The 379-nt window shown below is 71.2% G+C and carries 1 protein-coding gene; it reads right to left on the bottom strand.

The genetic code is table 11. The annotated features are described in order from the left end of the window. Positions 1-379: EamA family transporter (locus SB658_RS22255; protein ID WP_410602368.1), on the bottom strand; the 379-nt coding region annotated here is incomplete at both ends.

Raw genomic sequence — 379 nt, 5'->3', positions numbered from 1 at the left:
CCGGTGGCGCTCCTTCGACGAGCGCGGCGGCGACAATCAGCTCGACGCCCCCGACGACGAGCTGCCACGCCGTGATCGCGAGGATGGGCGTGTCGTCCCGCCAACGCCGCGTCAGGATCGCACCGATCGACGACAGCACCATCGAGGCGAGCGACGCAGCGATGCCCCATCCGTCGAGCTCGCCGCGCGCGGTTCCAACGATGAGCAGCACCCCGGCGGCGCCGACCACCGCACCAACGACGACCCGCGACGTCGGCCGTTCCCGCAGGAGGGCCCACGCGCATGCAGCGATGGCGAAGGGGCTCACCGACATCACGGACGCCGCAACGCTCGACGGCAGCAGCTGAGCCGCGACGTAGACCAGGAAGAAGAACGCCCC

Origin of the sequence: Bacillus sp. SIMBA_008 (genome assembly GCF_046535495.1) — a bacterium.
In the GTDB taxonomy this organism is placed as follows: Bacteria; Bacillota; Bacilli; order Bacillales; family Bacillaceae; genus Bacillus; species Bacillus subtilis.
The sequence above is the reverse complement of the archived record's forward strand: the minus strand, read 5'-3'. Positions and strand labels throughout refer to the sequence as shown.